13 protein-coding genes are annotated in these 15,955 nt (G+C 65.4%); all 13 read right to left on the bottom strand.

Annotated elements, in window-relative coordinates; translation table 11 throughout:
• Positions 1–84 precede the first annotated feature (84 nt).
• Positions 85–1,239 (bottom strand): glycosyltransferase family 4 protein, encoded by a 1,155-nt coding sequence (locus IV454_RS16980; protein ID WP_206087038.1) that lies wholly within the window; start codon positions 1,237–1,239, stop codon positions 85–87.
• A 51-nt stretch (positions 1,240–1,290) separates the two neighbouring features.
• Positions 1,291–2,556, bottom strand: coding sequence for a glycosyltransferase family protein (locus tag IV454_RS16975; protein ID WP_206087037.1), 1,266 nt, complete (start codon positions 2,554–2,556; stop codon positions 1,291–1,293).
• Positions 2,553–3,710, bottom strand: coding sequence for a non-hydrolyzing UDP-N-acetylglucosamine 2-epimerase (gene wecB, locus IV454_RS16970; RefSeq protein ID WP_206087036.1), 1,158 nt, complete (start codon positions 3,708–3,710; stop codon positions 2,553–2,555). The genes IV454_RS16975 and wecB overlap by 4 nt, the downstream gene beginning before the upstream one ends.
• A 2-nt stretch (positions 3,711–3,712) precedes the next feature.
• Complete coding sequence (locus IV454_RS16965) at positions 3,713–5,188, bottom strand: lipopolysaccharide biosynthesis protein (protein WP_206087035.1); 1,476 nt, start codon at positions 5,186–5,188, stop codon at positions 3,713–3,715.
• Between the two features lie 12 nt (positions 5,189–5,200).
• On the bottom strand, positions 5,201–5,797 hold the full coding sequence (locus IV454_RS16960) for a serine O-acetyltransferase (RefSeq protein WP_054267002.1): 597 nt from the start codon (positions 5,795–5,797) through the stop codon (positions 5,201–5,203).
• A complete protein-coding gene (locus IV454_RS16955; protein WP_082692466.1) occupies positions 5,794–6,933 on the bottom strand; it encodes a glycosyltransferase family 4 protein in 1,140 nt (379 codons plus the stop codon). Before IV454_RS16955 ends, IV454_RS16960 begins: the two co-directional genes overlap by 4 nt.
• Before the next feature lie 4 nt (positions 6,934–6,937).
• The gene (locus IV454_RS16950; RefSeq protein ID WP_206087034.1) at positions 6,938–8,467 is read right to left on the bottom strand and encodes an O-antigen ligase family protein; all 1,530 of its coding nucleotides are present in this window, start codon (positions 8,465–8,467) and stop codon (positions 6,938–6,940) included.
• Positions 8,468–8,498: 31 nt separating this feature from the next.
• Positions 8,499–10,106, bottom strand: coding sequence for an exosortase B (xrtB, locus tag IV454_RS16945; RefSeq protein ID WP_206087033.1), 1,608 nt, complete (start codon positions 10,104–10,106; stop codon positions 8,499–8,501).
• Positions 10,103–10,981: a chain length determinant protein tyrosine kinase EpsG gene (gene epsG / locus IV454_RS16940; RefSeq protein WP_054266999.1), complete on the bottom strand. Its 879-nt coding sequence runs from the start codon at positions 10,979–10,981 to the stop codon at positions 10,103–10,105. Before epsG ends, xrtB begins: the two co-directional genes overlap by 4 nt.
• A gap of 34 nt (positions 10,982–11,015) precedes the next feature.
• Positions 11,016–12,425 (bottom strand): chain length determinant protein EpsF, encoded by a 1,410-nt coding sequence (epsF, locus tag IV454_RS16935; RefSeq protein WP_206087032.1) that lies wholly within the window; start codon positions 12,423–12,425, stop codon positions 11,016–11,018.
• Between the two features lie 73 nt (positions 12,426–12,498).
• Complete coding sequence (gene epsE / locus IV454_RS16930; protein ID WP_054266997.1) at positions 12,499–13,287, bottom strand: polysaccharide export protein EpsE; 789 nt, start codon at positions 13,285–13,287, stop codon at positions 12,499–12,501.
• A 49-nt stretch (positions 13,288–13,336) separates the two neighbouring features.
• Positions 13,337–14,326: an EpsD family peptidyl-prolyl cis-trans isomerase gene (locus tag IV454_RS16925; RefSeq protein WP_229521654.1), complete on the bottom strand. Its 990-nt coding sequence runs from the start codon at positions 14,324–14,326 to the stop codon at positions 13,337–13,339.
• A 239-nt stretch (positions 14,327–14,565) separates the two neighbouring features.
• Positions 14,566–15,948: an undecaprenyl-phosphate glucose phosphotransferase gene (locus IV454_RS16920; protein WP_054266996.1), complete on the bottom strand. Its 1,383-nt coding sequence runs from the start codon at positions 15,946–15,948 to the stop codon at positions 14,566–14,568.
• Positions 15,949–15,955 lie beyond the last annotated feature (7 nt).

Genomic DNA, 15,955 nt, shown 5'->3' with positions numbered 1-15,955 from the left:
CTCTGTTGTGTCTGGCGGGCCGGCTGGCCCGTCCTGGTTCGCGCGCGGCGCCGGCACCAGCCAGCCCCGCGCGCGGGCGAGCAATCACGCCAGCCCGGCGCGGGCCGGCTTGCCTGCCACTGCCTGGAAAATGGTTTCATAACGATCGAGCATGCGCTCGGCGTCGAAGCGCGCGCGCACGCTTGCCAGCGCGCCCTGCCCCAGCCGGGCGCACAGCGCGTCGTCGCTGAAACGCGACAGCGCCGCCACCAGCGCGCTAACGTCACCGGCAGGATACAACAGGCCGTTGACCTCGTGCTCGACCTGCTCGCGCATGCCGCCGACATCGCTGGCGACCAGCGGCTTGCCGAGCGCCATGTACTCCAGGGTGGCGATCGGGAAATTTTCATCGTGCGAAGTGAGTGCCATGACATCGCACATGGCGATATACGGGCGCACATCGGTCTGGAAGCCGGCCAGCAGCACCGCATCGCGCAGGCCGAGCGCATCGATGCACGCTTCGATCTGAGGCCGCATGCTGCCGTCGCCCACCAGTACCACGCGCGCCGCCACGCCTTGGGCGCGCAGGCGCGCCAGCGCGGCCAGCAAGTCGACCTGGCGCTTTTCCTCGCGGAAGATGGCGCACAGGCCGATCACCAGTTCATGCTCGCCGAAGCCGTGGGCGCGCCGCAGGGCGGCAGCCTGGTCGGCCACGCGCGCCAGCGCGAAGTGGTTCAGGTCCACGCCATTGTGCACCACCTCGCTGCGCGCGTCGCTCACGCCAAGCGCCTTGAAGAAGCCGCGCTGCAGTTCGCTGATATAAATGGTGCACTGGGCCATGCGGTAAAACTGGCGGTACACCACGAAACGCAGGCGCTGCTTGCCGCCGCGCTTGACCACGCCCATGCTGTGGTTGATGAACACCAGTTTCGGACGCTTGCGCGCGCGCAGGCCGGCAATCGCCGCGCACATCAGCGAATACTGGGAGGTGCCGATCATCACGTCGGGCTCGAACTGGTCGACCAGGGCCGCCAGGCGGCCCATGGCGGCGTAGTCGAAGCCATCTTTCGCGTGGCAGCACAGCAGCGGCGCCACCCCGCCCTGCTCCAGGTCGGGAGCCAGTTCGGCCGAATCCTTGAGGTAGCCCAGGGCCACCTGGTGGCCGCGCCGCACCAGGCCGGTGGCCAGGGCAACTGTGTGGCGTTCGCCGCCGCCGAATTTCAGCTGGTCGGCGACGAACATGATTTTCATCGTCGTCATGAAGGCTTTCGCATTAGTAGTCGAGTCTGGCGGCGGCGCCGCCAGCGGCCATCAGAGCGCCCGGCTGCGGTCGATGGCTTGCTGCAGATGTCCCTTGAGCGCGTGCGATACGCGCTCGGGCGCGAAGCGCTGGGCCACGTCCTCGGGCAGCACCGGGGCCACGCCCGCTTCCAGGCTCGCCAGGCCGACACGCAGCATGCGCGTGATGGCTTCGATATCGTCCGGGGCGGCGCAGGCGTCCGGGCTGGCGGCCCATTCGGCGATCAGGTCGGCCGAGGTGCCGGGCGAGGTAATGCCCCAGACCGGGCGGCGCGCGCCGATGTATTCGACCAGCTTGCTCGGCAAAAACACGCTCGGGGTGGCGCTGGGGGCGTCGATCACCAGCAGGGCATCCGATGCGCGCGCCAGGCGCAAGGATTCGCGGTAGGGCACCTGGCCACTCAGGGTTACCAGGCCGGGCGGCAGGGAGGTCAGGGCCGGCAGGTTCAGAAAGGTCTTTTGCAGGGGACCGACGAATTCGAAACGCACGCCGTCGAGCGCGCTGCCCTGGCGTTCGAGCATGCGCGCCAGGGCCTTGAACAGCGGCTCGGGCGAACGGGCGCCGTAGCAGGCGCCGATATGGCGGATCACGCGGCGGCCATCGGCCGGCTGCGCGGCTGGCGCCGGCGCCGCGGCCAGGGCGGGAAAGTGCTCCATGTCCCAGGCGTGCGGCAGCACGGCGGCCTTGGCGCGCCAGGCCGCCGGGTATTTGCCCATCACCATGTCGAGCGTGCGGGCCGAGGTAAACAGAACCTGGTCGGCGGCCTCGATCACGCTTTTCTCCAGCTCGGCATTGACCTGGTGCGCCTTGGGCGTGTAATAGTCATGGAAGGGATTGCCGGCCCAGGGGTCGCTGAAGTGCGCCAGCCACGGCAGGCCGGTGGCGCGTTTGAGCTCGAGCGCCAGCAAGTGGTCGCTCATCGGCACGCCGAAGCTGGCCAGCACGTCGGGGCGCTCGGCCGCGATGTGGGCCAGCGCCACCGGCTGCGCCCTGGCGCGCCAGCGGCCCAGGGTGTCGGGCGTGTTGCCGTAATCCGGATACAGGCGGCGCGCGATGCGCTGCAGGCGCCCCTTGAGCAAGGTGCCGGGATTGAGCACGCACAGGGAACGGATGCGCTGGAAAAAATCCGGATACTGGTCGTAGGCGTTGGAATGCTCGGCATCGTCGGCGTGCAGCAAGCTCACCTGCGCATCCATGTGATACAACTGGCGGCCGATCTGGATCGCCTGCGGCGTCAGCTTGGGCGGCGCGTAGTAGCAAATGGCAAGTACTTTCAAGCGCGCTCTCCAAAACCGGCCAGGGTGTCCAGGATACGCTCGGAGGCGTGGCCATCGCCATAGAAATTGCCGCCCGCGCCGTCGCCCAGGGCGCCGTCGAGCAAGCTTGCCACGGCGCCCACGATGCGCTCGCGGTTGGGGCCGACCAGGTGCACCATGCCCGAGGCCGTGCCTTCCATGCGCTCGGTGACGTCGCGCATCACCACCACCGGTTTGCCCAGGCTGGGCGCTTCTTCCTGCACGCCGCCGGAATCGGTCAGCACCACGGAAGCGTTGATCATCATGGCCACGAACGGCAGGTAGTCGAGCGGCTGGCACAGCACCAGGTTGGCGAAACCGGACGGCACCAGATACTGGTCGACCGCGCCGCGCACGGCCGGGTTCGGGTGTACCGGGAACACGAAATCGATGTCCGGATAGCGCGCGCACAGCTCGGCGATGCCGGTGCAGATGGCTTCGAAGCCGGCGCCGAAGCTTTCGCGGCGGTGCGCGGTGACCAGCACGAATGGGCGGCGCGGGCCGATGAAGCGCTCCAGGCCTTGCGGCGCCAGCGCGGCCGTGACCTGGGCGCGGCAGGCCGGGTCGGTCGCCAGGCGCGCGCGCACCAGGTACAGGGCATCGATGCCGGTGTTGCCGGTGATCAGGATGCGTTCTTCGGCGATGCCTTCGCGCAGCAGGTTCAGGCGCGCCGGGGCGGTCGGCGGGAAGTGCATTTCGGCGATCGCGCCGACCAGCTTGCGGTTCATCTCTTCCGGGAACGGTTCGTAGATGTTACCGGTGCGCAGACCGGCTTCGACGTGGGCCACCTTGACCTTGGCGTAGAAGGCGGCCAGCGCGGCGACAAAGGCGGTGGTGGTGTCGCCCTGGACGATCATCCAGTCGGGACGGACTTGTTCGAGCACCGGCACCAGGCCGTCGAGCACGCCCGTGGTGACGCCAGTCAGGGTCTGGCCCGGCTTCATCAGGTTCAGGTCGAACTCGGGCACGATGCCGAAGAAGGCCAGCACGCTGTCGAGCATCTCGCGGTGCTGGGCGGAGACGCAGACGACGACCTCGAAGCCGCCGTGCGCGCGCGCGGCCAGGACCACCGGGGCCAGTTTGATCGCCTCGGGACGGGTACCGAAGACGAAGAGCAGTTTTTGCGTAGCGGGCATGATTAATCCTGAGTGGAGGGAGTTGGGGGTGGCGCTTGGTGCGTAAACAGGGCGCGCGCCTCGGCCATGACACCGGCCAGCTTGAGCAGCGCGACATACGAAATGAGATACACGACCCCGATCAGCAGCGCTTCGATGAAGGGTGCGGCGACCAGGTCGGCATGGTCGAACGCGGACGAAAGTAGCCCCGCGCCGAGGGCGGCGCCGAGGATGCGGAACAGGGTATTCCAGCGCTGCAGGTGGCGCACCGGCACGCCGGTCACGCGCGAGACGCGCCAAAAGCTGAAGGCATTGCCGGCGGCCAGGGTCACGACATTGCCGAGCGCGGCGCCCGGAATGCCGAACAGGGTGGCGCCGAGAAAGCCGGCACCCAGGCTGATGAACAGCATGGCGCCGTCGGCCATGAGCAGGAAGCGGCCCTGGTTGAGCACCACGGTCAGGGTGCTGACCTCGACCGCCACGCCCAGCAGCGCGAGCGAATTGATGCGCATGACGTCGGCCGCGATCAGGTATTTGGCGGTGTAGACGACGGTGACGATGTGCACCGCCAGCACCGCCGACAGCGCCAGGGTCGGCAGCAGCACGAAGGCGGCGGCCAGGTTGGCGCGCTGGTTCAGGCGCAGCATGCCGGCCTGGTCCTTTCCCGATTCGAGGGCCGACAGGCGCGGCGCGATCGCATTATTGACGCTGTTCCTGACCAGCGCGACGACCGGCATGATGACCGCGCCGATCGAAAAGGCGGCAAAGGCGGAGGCCGGAAACACGGCGGCGGCGACCCACTGGTCGGCCTGGCCGCGCAGCAGGAACAGGGCCGAGGCCAGCCCGAACGGCAGCGCGTAGACGGTCTGGGTGCGCAGCGCGGCGCGGTCGAGCGGGAATACCTTCCAGCCGTACTGGCGGCCGATATGCACCAGCAGCAAGGCGACCTTGATGGCGGCGTACAGCACCAGGGCGCCGAAGACCACGTCGGCGCGCCCGGACCAGGCGGCCGCGGCCACCATCAGCACGCGCAGCACGGCCAGGCCGACGATGATGCGGGCCTGGCCCGGCACATCGCCGCCGGCGTTGGGCAGGTATTCGAGCAGGTTGGCGGCCACCCACAGGGCGAGGAAGGCGGGCATGAACCAGGCCGCGCTGTCGATGGCGCGCAGGCTGGCCGGCAGCAGCGGATTCCAGGGGCCCAGCAACAGGCCAGCCAGCGCGCCGGAAAACAGGAGCATCAGCAGGGTCTGGTGCACATAGGGCGCGCGCGCGCCTTGCTCGGTGCGCGGCAGGAAGTAGAACAGGCTGCGCGGCAGCGCGAACGGCGCCACCGCCATCGCGGTGGCGATCGCCAGCCAGGCCAGCCGGTAATCGGCGAAGGCCGAGGTCGGCAACAGGCGCACCAGCGCGATCGGCAGCAGGAATTGCAGGCCGAAGTCGAGCATATTGGCCGCCGTCAGCGATACCGCGCCGCGTTTCAGGCTGGGCGCCGTCATGCCGCCACCGCGCTACGCATCGGGATAATCGCAGTGGTCGACATAACCTTCGCTGCCCTGGGTCGAGATGACCCGGGCCGGAATGCCGACCGCGACCGAGTTTTCGCCCAGGTCGCGCGTGACGACGGCATTGGCGCCGATGGCGCAGCCGTTGGCGATGGAAATGGCGCCCACGATCACGGCGCCGGGGCCGATATAGATATTGTCGCCCAGGGTAGGCACGCCCTTGCGCTCGCCCCGGTTGAGCTGGCCGATGGTGATGCCCTGCGAAATATTGCAGTTGCGCCCGATCACGGCCTGGCTGTTGACCACGATGCCGCCGAAGTGCCCGATATAAAAACCCGGCCCGATGCGCGTATCGTAGGGAATCGAAATGCCGAATTTAAAAGTATAATGCTTGTGCATGAAGCGGGCCCCGTAATGGGCCAGCTTCCACAGGCCGCCCGAGCCGCGCGTGCAGGCGGCCAGGCGCAGCCAGAACAGGAAGCGGAAGCCCGGCACCAGGCGATAGGCGCGCAGGCCGGCCTTCCAGCCGCTGCGTCCGGCCAGGTGGCGGTACAGGTCGGAGCGCCACAGCATGCGCAAGTGTTGGCGTTGTTGAAGGTTCATGCGAGCAGCGCCGACAGATAGGGCGCGGCCACCGTGTCGGGCGCCAGGCGGGTTTGCGCGTAGGCGCGGCAGCGCGCGCTGCAGGCGGCCAGTTCGGCCGGATCGGCCAGCAAGGCGCGCGCGGCGGCCACGGCGCCATCGATATCGGTGACGGCCACACCCAGGCCCAGGCGCGCGATGATGCCGTCCGGATCGAAGGTGGCGACCACCGGCACGCCGTTGGCCCAGGCTTGCAGATAGGTGTTGGGAAAGCCCTCGAAGGACGAGGTGTTGACGAAAATGCGGGCGTTGGCGAACAGCTTGCGGGTCGAGCCGAACTTGACCTGGCCGTGAAAGCGCAGATTGGGCAGGCTGGCCGCGCCCTGCTCCACCCGCGCGTACAGGTCGAGCTCTTCCGGATGGGCGCCGCCGGCCATTTCGCACACCAGTTCGGGCACCTTGCGCACCATGTCGACGAACCATTCGGGGCGCTTCATCGAGCGCATATTGGCGAGCCACAGCAAGTCGGTGGCGCGCGCCGCCGGAGCGAGGATCGTCTCGGGCACGTCCGAAAACATGCCGGCCACGTCGGCGTGCAAGCCATAGTTCTTCATCAGCAGTTCGGCCTGCTTGTCGGTTTGCGCCAGGATGGCATCGGCGCGCCGCAAGCCATAGTGGTACAGCATGCGGTCGCGCGCGCCGGACAGCAGCAGGGTATCGGGCGCGCAATCGGAATCGGAGGCGATGCGGAACACCAGGCGCCGCTTGTGGCGCTGGCAAAAGGCGGCGGCGATGCCGACATTGGCGCCGGCGCAGCTGACGTAATACACATCGGCGTCGGCGGCGCGCATGGCGGCCCAGGTCGAGGTCAGGCGCGGAGCGAAAAAGCGCAGGCCCGGCAGGCCGGCAGTCTTTTTGAAGGTCTTGCGCACTTTCACGCCGCCCACCTGCTCCAGCGCTTGCTGGCCGAAGTCGCCCACCACCGACGTGACGTCCAGGCCGCTTTTGGCCAGGTAGCGCGACATCAGGGCGTGCTGCACTTCCTCGCCGCCGATGTGGACTTTCTTGCCGTCGAGGTCGGCGATGACACCCCAGGCGTAATAGTTAAGCATGCAGATGCGCCGGGGTTGCTTGCCTGCCGATTCGGTTACCGTCATGTTGCTACATTACCTTTCGAATATTGCCGAACTCGTCTGTCGGGAAGACGGGCGCTTTGAATTTATTGACATCCCTGGTCTTTTTCTTGTGCCGGAACACGCCGCCGCAACCCATCAGGATGCCGAGGGCGATCCAGAAATACGATTGGGCGAAGGTCGGCGTGAAGTGGTCGTCGGTCACGCCCTGGATGAACCAGAGCGGCACCAGCACGGCGCCGCCGGCGAACATGCCCTGCAGGGCCGGCACGGGATGCTCCTTGGACAGGCGGATGAATTCGCGCCGCACGAACAGCAGGAAAGCGAGCATGAAGCCGAAACCGATCAGGCCCATGTCCATCAGTCCGCCCAGCCAGGCGCTGTGGGTCTGGGCCACCGGCAGCATCTTGTTCAGGCGCACGGGCGGACTCCAGAGGATGGAAAACACGCCATGCGGCAAGACCGGCTCGGCCAGCACGTAAGGCAGCAGCGGCAGCCAGATGCCGTCGACCCGGCCGGCGGTGACGGCGCCGCGGTCGCCGCCCTCGACCCCGGTCAGGGCCCGCTCCAGGATCGGCGCCAGCACGAAGGGGCCGATGCAGCCGGCCACCAGCACGCCCATGATCACGGTCTTGACGCTGATGCGCTTCCAGAAGTACACGAGGTTGATCAAAATGAAGCCGACAAAGCCCCCGCGCGAGAAGGTCATCAGCACGCAGACGGCGAACACGATGGCCGAGACGAACAGCAGGCGCTTGGTGGTTTGCGGGATTTCTTCGCGAATCGAGAACAGGGTCAGCGAGTACAGCATGTTGAGCACCAGGCTCAGTTCGTTGGCGTGCATGTTCAGCTTGCCGAGGAAGGTGCGCGCCAGGGGCGAGGCCAGCTGGCGCAGGGACATGCCGCTGGTGACGATCAGCCAGGACATCAGGACGCACAGCACCCAGCCCGAGACCAGCATCAGGTACATGAATCTTTCCGGACGCTTGCTGTGGCGCACCGACAAGCCGACCATCAGGGAGAGCATGACCAAAAATTGCGGCTTGATGAAGACGTCGCGGATATAGCCGCTCGCATTATTGAACTGGATCATGCGCTCGGCTTCGAAGCGCGGCGGAATCAAGTCGATATTGTTCATGCCGACCAGGCAAGCCGCCAGGATCGGCAAGATGTACCAGCCGAGCAGGCGGCCGGGCGCGATCGGGTCCTTCCAGCGGCGCAAGCCGGCATGGACGATGTAGGAGACGATGGTGGCGATCAGGATCAGGTTGAGGGGATTCAAGCCGCGGATACCGAACATTTCGCGCGGAAAAAAGCTCAGCGGCGACAGCGGCATGATGACCACGGCGAAAGCCACCCCGACCCGGAAGTCGAGCATGACCCACAGGCCGACGGTGGCCAGGATCACGGCCAGGGGCACCAGCACGCCCAGGGTCGGCACGGCGGCGCCGAACAGGGCGGCCAGCATCAGCAGGGCGATCACGCCGGCAATCGCCTTCAGCTTGCCGCTGCCGCCCGCCTTGTAGCGGCGCGACCGGGGAACCGGGTGCTCGATCATGCCGGCCCCCTTGCGTTCAATCCACCGCGCATCACGCAGGAGCGCCGATCAGCTTGGCGCGTACGGGTGGCGCAACGTGCTTCATCAAGGCATTGACAAACGCATCCTGGGCGGCGAAGGCGGCCTTGTCGTCGGCTTCGATGGCCGAGACGCGGAACAGGTAGCCATCCGGAATGAAGTCCGACAGGGCATACTTGAGCTGCACCACCTGGCGGTCGAGGTAGCTGCGCACGACGCTGCTGCCCATGGTGAACCAGTAGGTGACCGGTTCGATGCGCGGACCATTGCTGGCGACCATGCGCGTGACCGGCACCGGCAAGCCGTCGATGACGAGGTTTTCCGTGTGCAGCTCGCGGATCTGGAAGCCCTGGGCCGCGTAGCAGACTTCCTGGCGGTGGGCGCGCATCGACTGGGTCTGGTTGGAACCGTAGGCGATGGTGAGCATCACGCGCTGGCCGCGGCTGTTGACATAGGTGCGCGACAGGGTCTGGCTGTAGATCGTCGCCACTTTTTCCTGCTGCACGGACGACGGCACCATGGCCACGGCGTCGGGATCGATCTTCCAGTCGCCGAAGGCGGCCGGCACGCTGGTTTCCAGGTTAATCGCGGGCATGCTGTCGGCCAGCATTTTCTGCGGCTTGATGGCCACCGTGGCCAGCAGGGCCGCGCCCATCAGCAGCGCGGCGCCGATGGCCATGCGCAGCGGGCCGTAGTTGGCCGACAGGGCCGGCGGGCCCGCTTCGCTGGCGAACAGGGGCAGCGCTTCCTTGTCGGAGGCGCCGAAGCGCAGCAGGGAATCGGTGCCGATGATGAGCAGCAAGGCCGAGACGAACAGCACCATGCCGGCGAAACCGTGCAGGAAGCCCTGCCCGGCCGCGTCGCCGAGGTGATAGGTAATCAGGGTCAGCACCATCACGCGGATCACGTTGGAAATGAAGGAGATCGGCACGATCAGGATGGCCAGGGTGACGTTGCGGAACAAGGAGTTATGGCGCACCACGTTCAGGTACAAGAGGCCCAGCGCTTCCAGGGTAAACAAGGTGTGCAGGCCGGCGCAGGCGTCGGCCACGAGCAGCTTGTACTGGCCGATCTGGAGAATGACGCCGCTGCGCGAAATCGGATAGCCGACCCAGTACAGCACATTGCCGACCACCCAGGAGACCGCGGTTTTCATGGGCATGGTCAGCATGTCGACCAGGGAACCCGGCAGCGGCAGCATGAACAGCATGAAGAAAAACGGGAACCACAGTACGCGCAGCGCGCGCGTGCCGCGCATGAGCAGGACCAGCGACATCAGGGTGCCGAGGTAAGAGCCGATCTCGAAGATGGCGATGCCCTGGGAACGGCCGATGAAATACACGAACACGGACAGCACCAGCAGCGGCCAGCCGAGCCAGCTTCCGCGCTGGTCTTCGCTGGCGGCCAGCATCTGGCCCCAGTTGCGGAACAGCAGCCAGTGCGAAATGCCGAGGATGATCGGGCCGTGGGCCTGCTCTTCGGTCGACCACAGGCCGGTGAACATATCGTAAAAGCTCGGCACATACATCAGCAGCACGCCGAGCGCGATCGGGGCCCAGGACGGCAGCGCGCCGTGGCCGGACAGGCCGGCCGCCAGGGTCGACTTGGCCTGGCTGCTCATTTGAAGTCCACGAGCACGGACCCGACCACCACGGCGCCGTTCTGGGCGACCTGTTCGGCCAGGGCATTGACGTCGCCCATATGGGTCTTGTTCTTGCGCGCGACGATCAGCACGCCGCCGGTGCGGGCGGCCAATACCAGGGCGTCGAGCCCGGTCTGGCTGGCGGCCACGTCGTACAGGGTGACATCGTATTTCGATTCGAGCTGGGCGTTCAGGCCGGCGAAATTGCTGCGGCTGAGCAGTTCCTGCGGGTTCGGCGGCAAGGTTCCCGCGCCCAGCACCGACAGGTCGAGGAAGGAGCCGACATGGGCCGTGACGTCGAGGTCGGCGCGGCCGGCCAGCACATCGGACAAGCCCTGTTTGGCGGCCACGTTAAAGATGGTGTGCTGGGCCGGGGTGCGCAGGTTGGCGTCGACCAGCAGGGTATGTTCGCCGAGCTGGGAAAACACCACCGCCAGATTGGCCGCGAACAGGCTGGCGCCGTCGCCGCGGTCGATGCCGACCACGGTGAGCGACTTGCGCCCGCGCGCGAACCAGCGCAGCATCAGCTGGCTGCGCACGGCGCGCAGGGTTTCGACCTGCGGGCTGAACGGATCGTAGGCGGCCACCAGGTGGGGCGAATAGCTGCCCTCGCCCGGCTGCAGGTAGGGATAATCGAACTGGCGCGCCAGCACTTGCTGGATATCGGCTTCGTTGATCAGGCCCAGGCGCTGGGCGGCTTCGCCGAAGCGGATCCCCAGTTCCTTCTGCATGCGCAGCACGCGCTCGGCGTTTTCAGGGGTGATCTTGCCCGATTCGAGCAGCATATGGCCGATGCTCGAATCGGCGCGTTTTATTTTCTCGGAAGCGGCGAGGGAAAGCTCGGTCTGCGTCATGGTGTTTCCTATTGTTGGTTCGGGCGCGGGCTTGCTAGCCCAGGCGCAGGCGGCGCGGCAGCAGCGAATTGATCGCGCTGTAGCGGCGGCGCTTTGGCGCGGTCCAGTCGATCACGCCGAGGACCGGCATCTGCAGCACTTCGGCCATATCGGTTTCGGAACGCACGCGGCGGTCGATCATTTCGGCCAGCAAGGCAAAACCAAGGCCCAGCATGACGCCCAGGAAAGCCGACAGCATGGTGTTGAGCATCACGCGCGGGCCGTTGGCGCCCAGCGGCGCGGTGGCCGGATTGAGCACGGCGATATCGGACTGCTCGGAGGCGCCTTCGATGCGGGTTTGCGAAAAGCGCTGCGAGGTGACGTCGAAGGCGCGCTGGGCGCTCTCGACATCCTTGACCAGCACGCCCAGTTCATCGCGGCTGCGGTTCAGTTCCAGCACCTTGGCCTTTTGGGCCGCCAGCGCGGCGCGCACGGACGCTTCGCGCTGCTGCAGGATGGCGGCGTTGTTGCCGACACTGCTGGAGGCAGAGCGCTGCTGGGAAGCCAGGTTGGCGCTGATCTTGTCGACTTCGGCCTTGATGCTCAGGTATTGCGGATGGTTCTGGCCCAGGCGCTGGCCCACATCGGCCAGGCGCGATTCGGCGCCGGCCAGCTGCACCTTGAGGTTCTGCACCAGCGGATTGGCGGCCACGTCGGGCGAATCGGCGCCGTGCGAACCCTGCGCCATGCCCTGGCGCGAATTGGCTTCCATGGCCTGGCCCTGGGCCGCGACCAGCTGGGCCGACAGGTCGTTGAGGCGGTTCGATTCGACATCGAGACGGTTATCGACGCTGACGATGCCATTGTCTTGCTGGTACTTGGAGAGGCGGCTCTGGGCCGCTTCCACGTTACCGCGCAGCATTTTGGTCTGCTCGTTGAAATAGGCGGCGGCCTTTTTCATCGGCTCGACCTTCAGTTCGATGCTCAGCTTCTGGTATTCCTCGGCGAAGGCATTCGCCACGGCCGCCACGAACTGCGGATCGGCGCCCTTGAAATTGATTTCGACCACGCTGCTTTCGCGCGATGGCACCACGTCGAGCTTGTGAATCAAGAGGTCGGCCAGCCAGTCGCGCACGGTGCCGCGCCCGCCGGTGGCTTTCTTGAACTGTTCGACCACGGTCGGGTTGTCGGCCATCTTGAGCTGGTCGACGACCCTCCCGGCCACATTCTTGCTGCTGATGATGTCGATCTGGGTCGCCATATAGCCAGGCAACAGCTGGCTCGGCATTGCCATCCCGGTCAGCGGATCGACACCCTTGTAGTTGAGCAGCACAGACGCCGTGGACTGGTAAGTCTTGGGCATCGACAGGCTGACCATCAGGGTCAGGGTGACGGTGACCAGCAGGGTCGCGAGGATGATGTACTTGCGGGCATACAAAATCAGCAGGAACTGGGATAAATTCATTTAGCAACTCTCGATATGGTGCGGCGGCCGGGGGCACGGGCACGGACCAGGGCCCGGGGCCCTGGCCAAAAAATTAAAACCAGCTTTCCTTGACGAAGACAACGTCGTCCACTTGCAGCAGGTCGTCCTGCTTGGCGTCGATCAGGCGGATCTTGCCGTCCGCATCGCGGCGCTTGATCACCAGGCCGCGCTCGGTGCCGCGCATGGACAAGCCACCGCCGGCCGACAGGGCTTGCACCACCGTCATCGAGCGTTCGAGGCGGAACGCGCCTGGACGCTGGACTTCGCCGTAGATATAGAATTTCGGCGCGCGCTCGACATACAGCACGTCGTTGCCCGACAAGGCGTAATCCTTGGCCAGCTGGCCGGCGCGGACCATTTCGATGACATCGATTTCCTCGCGCGTGGTCTTGCCGTCACGGGTGCGGATCAGGCTGACCCTGTCGCCGCCTTCGCCGTTGATGCCGCCGGCCATGGCCAGCAAGTCGATCAGGCTGCGCTTGCCTTCGATCGGGTAACGGCCCGGGCGGTTAACCTGGCCCAGCACCGATACCTGCTGGCTCTGCACGGCGGTGACGATCACGTTCACTTGCGGCTTCTTGACGAAGTTGCCCGCTTCCAGCATGGACGCGATTTTCTTTTCCGCCGCCGCCGCCGACAGGCCGGCCACCGGCACCTGGCCGATCAGGGGGAAGCTGATATTGCCGCCTTCGCTGACCCGGGTTTCCAGGCTCAGGTCGGGACTGCCGTAGACCGAGACCTTGAGCACGTCGCCCGGTCCGAGCAGCAGGTCGGCCGCCATGGCGGCGCCCATCGTCATGGTCATCAGGAAAGCCATCAGGCCGTGTACCAGTTGTTTCATTGTTTCACCTCTAATCAGTTTCAGTTGTCGGAACGGCGGCCGGGGCCGCTTATTTCAAGCCTGCCACGCCGCGCGCGGTGGCTGCATCGCTAGTGGCCGGGGTTGCATCGGGCTGGGCCGGCGCGGGAGTGGCCGCGACCGGCGCTGGAGCGGCCGGCACCGTGCCTGCGGCCGGGGCCGCGGCCAGGGCCGGGGTTTTCAGGTAATCGATCTTGGCGGCGGCGCGCAGACGCTTGAGTTCAGCATCGGCGGCTTCCTTGGTGCGCTTATTGAACAGAAATTTCTCGATCTGGGGCGACGCCACCTCGAGCGAGGCCGGATTGTCGCGCACGTCGACGATAGCGACCAGCATGCTGCGCTCGCCTTCCTTGACGATGAATAGCTGGTTCTTCGGCATGCTCTTGAGCTTGGCGGACATTTCCGGCGCCAGGTCGGAGGTGGTGCGCGAGGCCTGGGCGCGCATATACTTGATCTTGTTTGTGTCGAACCAGACAGCGACGTCGTCGAGCGACTTGGCGTTCTCGGCCACCTTCTTGACTTCCTCGCTCAGGTCTTTCGACTGGATCACCAGCTGCTTCATGTCGAACTGCTTGCGGGCCGCGAAAAAGTCGGGGTTGCTGGTGTAGTACTGGCTGATGTCGGCGGCGCTCGGACGGGCCACGGAGCCGACTTTCTTTTGCATATAGTATTGGGCGATGATCAGGGCCTTGGCCCGTTCGATCGCCTGCACCACTTTCGGATCGCGGTCGGCCTTTTCCTTGGCCGCTTCATTTTGCAGCAGCTGGCGGTCGATCAGGGCTTCGACCAGCTTCTTGCTGGCCTCGGCCTGCTGGGCCGGCGGCACGTTGGCCAGCATCAGTTCTTCGCTCAGTTGCAGCTCGGTGATCTCTTCTCCATTCACGCTGACCAGCGCCTGGCCCACCTTGGGCTTGCTGTCTTTGTTGCCGCAGCCGGCAAGTCCGGCGAGCGCAACCATGAGAGCGGCGCACAGCAAGCGTTTGTGGGATGGCGGCGACATGGCCAGGGTGGAGTTGTTCAATTTATTCCTCAATTTTGTTTATAAAGCTTGATTAATACACAACGAGATTGCCGGGATTATTACACACATCGGCAAATCGATGCGTTTAAATGGTATTGCTATTCCGCCCCGCATCATGGCCGGCGGGCAACGCAAAGGCGCCCGCGGGGCCTTCATTCTAGCGCGTTGTTGATGACGACGAAACAACTTTTGCTGCACTGCGGTAGCGGATTAAGGCCGGCTTAATCCGTCTTGTTGTATTAGTGCGCATTCTCGCGGCTGAACACCACCTTGACCGTCTTGACGATAATCCACAGGTCGAGCCAGAGCGACCAGCTGCGCAGGTAGTCGAGATCGTACTGGATGCGCGCTTCCATCTTGTCCAGGGTTTCGGTTTCGCCGCGCATGCCGTTGACCTGGGCCCAGCCGGTGATGCCGGGCTTGACCTTGTGGCGCAGCATGTAGCCCTTGATCAGCTTGCGGTATTGCTCGTTGTGCGCCACCGCGTGCGGACGCGGGCCGACGATGCTCATGCGTCCCTGCAGCACATTGAAGAACTGGGGCAGTTCGTCCAGCGAACTCTTGCGCAAAAACGCGCCGACCCGGGTGATGCGCTGGTCGCCCTTGCGCGCCTGCACGACGGTGTCGCCATTCTCGGTCACGGTCATCGAGCGGAACTTGTAGACGATGATTTCCTCCCCGTACAGGCCGTAGCGGCGCTGGCGGAAGATCACCGGCCCCGGCGAGGTGAATTTCACGGCGCAAGCGATGACCAGCATGATCGGCAGCAGCATCAGCTGGATGATCAGGCCGAGCACGATGTCGCTGGTGCGCTTGACCATGCTGTTCAAGCCCATGAACGGGGTTTCGCAGATGGCGATCACGGGCATGCCGCCGACATTGTCGAAGCGCGCCTGCATCAGGTCGAACACATAGATATCGGGCAGGAAATAGACCGAGGCGGTGGTGTCCTGCAGCTCGTCGAGCAGCTTGCGGATGCGCGGCTGGGCCGAGATCGGCTGGCTGATGAAGATCATCTTGATGTTATGTTCGCGCACATAGGCGGCGATATCGGCCATCTTGCCCAGCATCGGATGGCGCAGGTTGGCCGGATGGCGGTCCGCGGTACGGTCGTCGAAAAAGCCGTGCATCTGCATGAACAGGTTCTTGTGGCGCTCGCAGATGCCGGCGAACTTGATGCCGACGTCGTTGGCGCCGATCACCACCACCGAGCGCATTTCGGTATTGTTGCCGGGGCCGACGGAGACGCGGCGCACCGCCAGGTGGCTCACCAGCATCACGACCGGGGTGGCGATGAACCAGGCCAGTACCACCTTGTTGTCGTAATAATACGACAGTCCGCTGGCCGAACCGAGGAACAGCAGCACGCACACGGTCAGCACCCAGCCGAACACGGTGTCGCGCATATAGGCGAGCATGCGCCCGCTGCGCCAGGTGCGGTAGGGATCGACGTGCTGGTAGACGGCGGACGAGACGAAGAAGGCGAGAATCATCAAGACCAGCGAATACCCGGTAAACGGCTCGTGGAAGAACATCGACGAGACGTACAGGGTCCCCATGATGATCAGGGGATCGAGCACGCGCTGGAAGAACGAAATTAAGGGGATGTCATTGACCGTCATGGGCACC

Origin of the sequence: Massilia antarctica (genome assembly GCF_015689335.1) — a bacterium.
GTDB classification, from domain to species: Bacteria; Pseudomonadota; Gammaproteobacteria; order Burkholderiales; family Burkholderiaceae_D; genus Telluria_A; species Telluria_A antarctica.
The sequence above is the reverse complement of the archived record's forward strand: the minus strand, read 5'-3'. Positions and strand labels throughout refer to the sequence as shown.